Annotated in this window: 6 protein-coding genes; 3 read left to right on the top strand and 3 right to left on the bottom strand. The window is 66.3% G+C overall.

Annotated elements, in window-relative coordinates:
* The 3 genes from QJT78_RS46960 to traA form a co-directional block, all read right to left on the bottom strand.
* Window positions 1-884 (bottom strand): conjugal transfer protein TraB (locus tag QJT78_RS46960; RefSeq protein ID WP_281460713.1); only part of this gene is annotated, 884 nt, incomplete at its 3' end.
* A gap of 13 nt (window positions 885-897) precedes the next feature.
* Window positions 898-1,431: a conjugative transfer signal peptidase TraF gene (gene traF / locus QJT78_RS46955; RefSeq protein ID WP_281460712.1), complete on the bottom strand. Its 534-nt coding sequence runs from the start codon at window positions 1,429-1,431 to the stop codon at window positions 898-900.
* Window positions 1,428-4,736, bottom strand: a complete 3,309-nt coding sequence (gene traA / locus QJT78_RS46950; protein WP_281460711.1) for a Ti-type conjugative transfer relaxase TraA — start codon at window positions 4,734-4,736, stop codon at window positions 1,428-1,430. The genes traF and traA overlap by 4 nt, the downstream gene beginning before the upstream one ends.
* Window positions 4,737-4,988: 252 nt before the next feature.
* Between traA and traC the strand changes: the two genes are divergently transcribed.
* The 3 genes from traC to QJT78_RS46935 form a co-directional block, all read left to right on the top strand.
* Window positions 4,989-5,249, top strand: coding sequence for a conjugal transfer protein TraC (gene traC / locus QJT78_RS46945; RefSeq protein ID WP_281460710.1), 261 nt, complete (start codon window positions 4,989-4,991; stop codon window positions 5,247-5,249).
* 4 nt (window positions 5,250-5,253) lie between these two features.
* Window positions 5,254-5,469, top strand: coding sequence for a type IV conjugative transfer system coupling protein TraD (gene traD / locus QJT78_RS46940; protein ID WP_038380958.1), 216 nt, complete (start codon window positions 5,254-5,256; stop codon window positions 5,467-5,469).
* A partial coding sequence (locus QJT78_RS46935; RefSeq protein ID WP_281460709.1) for a type IV secretory system conjugative DNA transfer family protein occupies window positions 5,456-6,942 on the top strand: 1,487 nt, incomplete at its 3' end. The genes traD and QJT78_RS46935, both read left to right, overlap by 14 nt.

The raw sequence follows: 6,942 nt of genomic DNA, 5'->3' as shown, positions 1-6,942 counted from the left end.
TGCCCCGTCCATGCGAGCCAGGGTTGCCACATCGAGACCGGGACCGGCATGCGCTCGCCATAGAGCCGGCGCGCGCGACCGGCGCTGACCTCCATCATGGCGTTGTCATAGCCTTCGCGATCGACGATCGCCGCGCCAGCGATCACCGTGACGTCGCTGCCGCGAAGGCCGTCCATCCAGAAGCGGCTCATAGTCGGTGTCCACAGCCCGGCCGCACTCTCGGGAAGCACGACAACGCGCGCGCCAGTCGCACCCGCTTCGTGCACGCGCTGGAGAAGCGCCTGGGATTGAGCGAGGTCCGGAGCCGGGCCGAGCGCACTCCCTAGCCTGGTATCGAGACCAACCCATCCGTCTGGTTGCGACGGCGCGGTCCAGTGCGCGGCCGACCAGGCCGAGATGCTGGCCACGACCATCGCCGCGATGGGCCACTTGCCGGTCGTCATGGCGACCAGGATCGCCGCGGTCGCGCCCAGTCCCCACCATCCCCATCCCGGAAACAAAATGCCGGCCGCGGTGATCGGCTGTGCCCATCCGACGATCCCGAAGGGCGGCACGCTCATCAGGATCGCCGCAAGGGCGAACCAAACCGCCCTCCGCCATCCCGGCCGGCTTTGCCACAACACGGCGTGGACCAGGACGAAGATGGCCGCGGCGCCGATCCACAAGGCGATGCCGACGCTGAGATCAGTGCCGTAGAAATTGACGACGCCCTGTGGCAGGCCGCGCGATGCGGCCAGGAAATAGGCCGCGCTCACCACCGCCGAGATCAGCCGCGACGGCGCGAACGCCCACAGCGTCGGGAAGGCGCAGGCGAGCGGCAGGGCGAGCGCGTGACCGGACCAGGCGGCAGCCCCGAGCGCAGCTGCGGCGACGATCTTCGCCACGCCATGCCAAGCGCTAGGGACCGAAGGTGAAGACGGGCCGGGCGAGGCCGAGAACACCCGATGACGGGATCGGGCCGAAGTAGCGGGAATCATAGGAACCTGCGAAATCGGAGTGGAGATAGAGCTCGCCGTCGGGAATGACGCCGCCGGCAAACGGGGCGAGTGGACGGCCGGCGGCATCGGTGTGCCGGACATCGGAACCTGTGAGCGGACGGCCGTCGATCGAGACCTGATCAGCCACATCGATCTGCTGGCCACTGACGGCGGCGACGGTCTTGATGAGCGGGCTTAAGCCTCCGGCGCAAAGTCCGCGCCGGATGTAACCGCGCGCGAATGCGCGTTCAAACTCGGCCGTCTCAGGCGGACAGATAAAGACGAGATCGCCGGCGGCAGCGGCCCGATCCAACGTCTCGATCCGCCACAGGCCGCGCGGGTAGCTCGCCGTCATGTTGATGCGCAGTCCGGTGCACCAACCGGCGCCTGCCACGGCGGCGACGAGGCCGGCACCCACCACCAGGATCACCAAGGGGAAGCGCCGTGTGCTCATTTCAGGGTCTGTCCCTGGCTCTGGGCGAGATGCTGCGCCTCGGCCTGCTTGAGGGCCTGCGCGGTGCGCTCCCCTGCTGCGAGCTGCTGTGCCGCACGCATGGCTGGCCAGGCTTCTTTCAGCTGCTCGCGCCGCGCCGGATCCATGCCGGCGGCCGCCTTCTCGAAAGGCTGCCCGTTGGGTTCCCTGGCGGCATTCGACAGGAATGTCCGATCGCCAAAGCGCTCAGCGACGGCCTTGTTGAAACCGTCGATCTCCGCCTTCACCATCCTGTCCGCAAGCGCGAATTCGAGCGCGCTCGGCAGGTCATTGCGGTCGATGGCATCGCGTACCCGCTCGAGCACGCGACGTGCATCGCGCGACAAAGCGGGGATGTCGATCGCGACACGATGCCGGATCGTGCGTTCCTCACTCTCATGCTTGTGCTCGGCCTCGGCGCGAAGACGTAAGTAACGCTCGATGTCGCGCTTGAGCGCCGGCACATTGGCCTCGGCGCGCTGGCGCTCCTGCTTGTCGGCCTTGCCCGCCAGCATGCCGACCTTGCCGCGCAGAGCCCCGAAGGATTCTGGGCTCGAGGCAAGACGCGCCATCGTCGAGCTCGCGGCCGCGGGGTCCTTCAGCATGGCGTCAAAATTCGTCGCCCTGAACGCCCGCTCGGGATCGGCAAAGACGAGGCGGAATCGGATGGACACATCCTCCCACTGCTTCTTGATGGCGGGGTCGGCAAGGATCCTGTCCTCGACCGTGTCGATCAGGGATTTGGGGAATGTCGTTACGCCTGCGACCATGGGCTTCGCCTCCTTGTGTGCGGTGCTGATGATGGGTTTACGGCCATCGACGAGGCCGAGTTTTTCGGCGAGCGCACGCAGCCGGCGCGCGACCTCGGCGAGGCGCTGCTTCTGGCGAACCGTCCAGCGCAGGCGATCGTTCACGAGCGTGCGCGCCACCCGAACGACGTGCAGTCCACGGTTTGCGGCAAAGCGCAGCGCAGCGCGATAGAGGGCGCCGCGTTCGTAATCGAGCGTGGTCTCCTTGGCCCGGCGCTGCGACAGGATCGGGATCAGGCCGCCAGCTTTCTGGAACGAACGCCGGCCGTAATAGAGCGCGACATCCTCGCGATGGCGGGTCAGCGCGACATAGGCGAGGTGTTTGTCCAGGGACAGCGTTGCCAGCACCTTGACCCGGTCGACGGTGGCTCCTTGCGCCTTGTGCACCGTCGTCGCATAGCCGTGGTCGATGTTGCGATAGAAGCGCTGATCGACCTCGACGCGGCAGCGGCACTCGCCCTCCCCGATCTCGGCGACCAGGCGCGCAGTCCCGGCTTCCACAACTTTGCCGATCATGCCGTTCTTGACCCCGAGCGAGCCCTCGTTCTTCAGGAAGACGATCTGGTCGCCGGGCGCAAATCGGCGCTCGCCGTCCTCGGTCCGGAAGGCATGTCCCTGTTCGAGGAGACCGCGCTCGACGAGCTTGGCCCGCGCCATCTCGTTCAGCGCGCGGATGTCGCGGCGCAGATGCGCGAGGATCAAGGTCGACTTGGATGGATCGTAGTCCCGGTTCCAATCGGCGATGAGATTGTCAATCGCCTGCGCCTTCAGCTCCGAGCCAAACACACGTCCCTGCTGGCGATAGGCAGACAGAGCCTGCGCCGTCCGGCCACGGGCAAGATCGAGCGAGGCGTCGCGCATCCATTGCTGGCGCTGGCGATAGATCGTCTCGAGTTCGGCGTAGCCGATGCGTTCGACGATCGCGCGAAACGCCGCGCCGGCTTCGATCGGCTGCAGCTGTTCCGGATCGCCGACCAGGACGAGCTTGGCTCCCGCCTTTGATGCTGTTTCGACGAACAGCGCCATCTGCCGCGAGGCGACCATGCCGGCTTCGTCCAGGACAAAAACCGTTCTGTCGTCGAGGCCGTCGCGACCGCTTTTCCAGCGCAATTCCCAGGAGGCGAGCGTGCGGGATTCGATGCCCGCCTCTTTCTCCAATCCCTCGGCCGCCTTGCCCGCCAGGGCGCCGCCGACGACGCGATAACCGGCGGTTTCCCACACCTGGCGCGCGGCCCGCATCAGCGTGGTCTTGCCTGCGCCTGCACGGCCGACAACCGCCGCGATCCTTTCTCCGGACGCCATGTGATCGATGGCGGAGCGCTGCTCGGCCGAGAGGTTGGTGTGGCCCGCGGACACCGCGGTAATCACCTGCGTCTTGACCGTGAAAGCCGTGCTGCCCGACAGATGGACCGCGCGCCGCGCCATCTCCGCTTCGAGCCGGATCAGGTCACGCGTCGTGTATTTTGCCGGCGCCCGTGCACCCGTCGCGAAGTCGACGGACTCGCCTTCCAGCCGCAGCGCATCGGGGCTCTGCAGCACCCGTGCCATCAAGCGCTGGAAAGTCTCGGCATCATCGACATAGCGATGCAGGAGCTTGCCGACATCTCGTTCGTCAAAAACGCTCTTCTCCCGCGAGATCATGTCGAGCACGATCTCCGGACGGCGCTGGATCCGCCTCAGCGTCTCGGCCCGGTTCTCCTCGAACACGCGCAGCCGTTCGAGGTTCGGATCGCGACCCTCGCGCTCCGCCCGGCGCTGGATGGCCTTGGCCGCGACGCCGATATGGGTGGTCGGCACGACGTCGATCCCGCGCTCGGCGTAGGACCGACCATCGACCCGAATCTCGTGGCCGTTCAGGGCGAGATGCTGGTTCTGCAGGTCGAGCCAGCCGTTGCGCTGCTCGAGGAACTCTTGTTTCTCGCCCGCCCAAAGCCGATAGGCGATCTTGCCGGATTTCATGCGCAGCGGCTGCCCATCCTCGCCGATGACCGGGACCCGCTTCGGCCCGAATCCGTCCTCGGTGAGAGGCCGCAGCGTCGTCATCATGTGGACATGCGGATTGCCTGGCTCGTCGTGATAGACCCAGTCCGCAACCTGCCCTCGGGATAGTACCTGCTCGACCACGAACTGGCGCATCAGCGCGATGTTCTGCTCGCTCGTCAGCTCGACGGGCAGCGCGATGATAAACTCCTTGGCGAACTGCGCATCCGCTCGCTTCTCGAAGGCTTCGACCTTGTTCCAAAAGGCCTCCGACGCGCCGGCAACGGAGCGATCGGCGATCATCGTCCGAAGCCAAGCGGGCGCGTCGGCCGGCACCTGGAATTCCTCGTGGATCATCCCCCGCTTGTTGGAATAGTCGACAGTACGGCCCTCGGCCTCGAACTCCATCTTCGCGCAATGCCGGTAGGCGGCGGCCAGCACGGCGCTGCGGCCATCGCCGCGTCCGATGAGCTGGGGCGTGAAATGGGTGATGGCCACGGCTGGAGTGATCCCCGAGACGAACGAACATGCTGTTCGTCGAGATCGGCCGCCCCATTCGGGTTGGGAAGCAGGACGTCGCCTCAAGCGACGTATTACTGCGCCCTTGGAAGCCGCTCCTTCGGAACGGCGGGATGATCTTCCAAAGCGTCGGCTCCGCCGACCCCGTTAATTACCCGGGTCGCGCTTCGCGCTCAGCCCGGCTTTCCTGTCCGCGCTTCGCGCCAAAATGACAGGAAAGGTTCTTCCGGAATGAAAAAACCCTCGCGGCAGATCAGGGACGAAATCGCTCGGCTCCAGGACCAGCTGAAGCAGGCTGAAACGCGGGAAGCCGAGCGCATCGGCCGCATCGCGCTGAGAGCCGGGATGGGCGAGATCGAGATCGACGAAGGCGCGCTGCTGTCGGCGTTCGAGGAGATCGCCGGCCGGTTTCGCAAGGGCGGAAGCCCAACAGCGAAGGCGGCCGCGGCCGTCGCGTCTGGCGCGTCTTCGGGCGTGGCTGAACAGGGCTGAACGCATGCGCCGCTCCGATTCAACTCACGCCCGCAAGAAGGACACGCGGGAGAAGATCGAGCTGGGCGGCCTCATCGCCAAGGCCGGGCTGCGCTACGAGAAGCGTGCGTTGCTGCTGGGTCTGCTGATCGACGCCGCCGACCGTCTCCGCGGCAGCGAGGTGGAACGCGAGCGCCTCATGGCGATCGGCGCGAAGGCGTTCGGTCATGAGAGCAAATAAGATCGCCCTGGCGATCGTGCCGGCCGTGCTGATGGCGAGCTTATGCCTTGTCCTCACCGGCATCGAAGCCTGGCTTTCGAAGTTCGGGACAACCCCGAACGCGCGCCTGGTGCTCGGCCGGGTCGGCATCGCCCTGCCCTACGTGGTCGCCGCGGCGATCGGCGTGGTCTTCCTGCTCGCGGCGGCCGGTGCGACGGCGATCCGCTCGGCCGGCTGGAGCGTCGTGTTCGGCGGCCTGCTGGTGGTCGCGATCGCCGTCTCGCGCGAGATCGCGCGCCCCCATTCCTTCGCCAATGCCCTGCTCGCTGGAGACCGCCTTCTCGCCTATGCCGATCCCTCGACCATCATCGGGGCGACAATCGCTGCGCTCGTGGCCGTGTTCGGGTTGCGTGTGGCTATAAAAGGCAACGCCGCCTTCGCGGCCGCTGCCCCGCGTCGCATCCGCGGCCGGCGAGCCATCCATGGCGAGTCCGACTGGATGGTGATGACCGAGGCTGCGCGGCTGTTCCCGGAGACAGGCGGCATCGTGGTCGGGGAGCGCTATCGCGTCGATCGGGATGCGGTTACGGATCGCTCCTTCCGCGCCGATGACGCCGAGACATGGGGCGCCGGCGGCAAGTCTCCTTTGCTCTGTTTCGATGCGTCCTTCGGCTCGTCGCACGGCATCGTGTTCGCCGGTTCCGGCGGCTTCAAGACGACCTCTGTCACGGTGCCGACGGCGCTCAAATGGGGCGGCGGGTTGGTCGTTCTCGACCCCTCCTACGAGGTCGCGCCCATGGTGACCGGACACCGGCACGGGGCGGGTCGCCAGGTCTTCGTACTCGACCCGCGCTCCTCAGGCGTCGGCTTCAACGTGCTCGACTGGATCGGCCAGCACGGCGCGACCAAGGAGGAGGATATTGCCGCCGTCGCGTCCTGGATCATGACCGATAATCCGCGCCAGGGCTCGGCGCGGGATGACTTCTTTCGCGCCTCGGCGCTGCAACTGCTGACGGCCCTGATCGGCGATGTCTGCCTGTCCGGTCATACGGAAAAGAAGGATCAGCACCTCCGCCAAGTCCGCGCCAACCTGTCCGAGCCGGAGCCGAAGCTGCGCCAGCGGCTTCAGACGATTTACGACAATTCGGAGTCCGGCTTCGTGAAAGAGAATGTCGCGCCCTTCATCGCCATGACGCCGGAGACTTTTAGCGGCGTCTACGCCAACGCCGTGAAGGAAACCCACTGGCTCTCCTATGCCAACTATGCTGCGCTGGTGTCCGGCTCGAGCTTCACGACGGCCGAGCTCGCGGAGGGCCGGACCGACGTCTTCATCAATCTCGACCTGAAGACGCTGGAGAATCATGCCGGCCTCGCCCGTGTCGTCATCGGCTCGCTGCTCAACGCCATCTACAATCGCAATGGCGAAGTGACCGGCCGCACCTTGTTCCTGCTCGATGAGGTCGCTCGGCTCGGATACTTGCGCATTCTCGAAAC

The organism is Bradyrhizobium sp. Mp27 (genome assembly GCF_029953005.1).
Taxonomy (GTDB): domain Bacteria; phylum Pseudomonadota; class Alphaproteobacteria; order Rhizobiales; family Xanthobacteraceae; genus Bradyrhizobium; species Bradyrhizobium barranii.
The sequence above is the reverse complement of the archived record's forward strand: the minus strand, read 5'-3'. Positions and strand labels throughout refer to the sequence as shown.

Coding starts and splice junctions, on each gene's coding strand:
- traF (WP_281460712.1), bottom strand. CDS start 1,431: ATGAGCACACGGCGCTTCCCCTTGGTGATCCTGGTGGTGGGTGCCGGC.
- traC (WP_281460710.1), top strand. CDS start 4,989: ATGAAAAAACCCTCGCGGCAGATCAGGGACGAAATCGCTCGGCTCCAG.
- traD (WP_038380958.1), top strand. CDS start 5,254: ATGCGCCGCTCCGATTCAACTCACGCCCGCAAGAAGGACACGCGGGAG.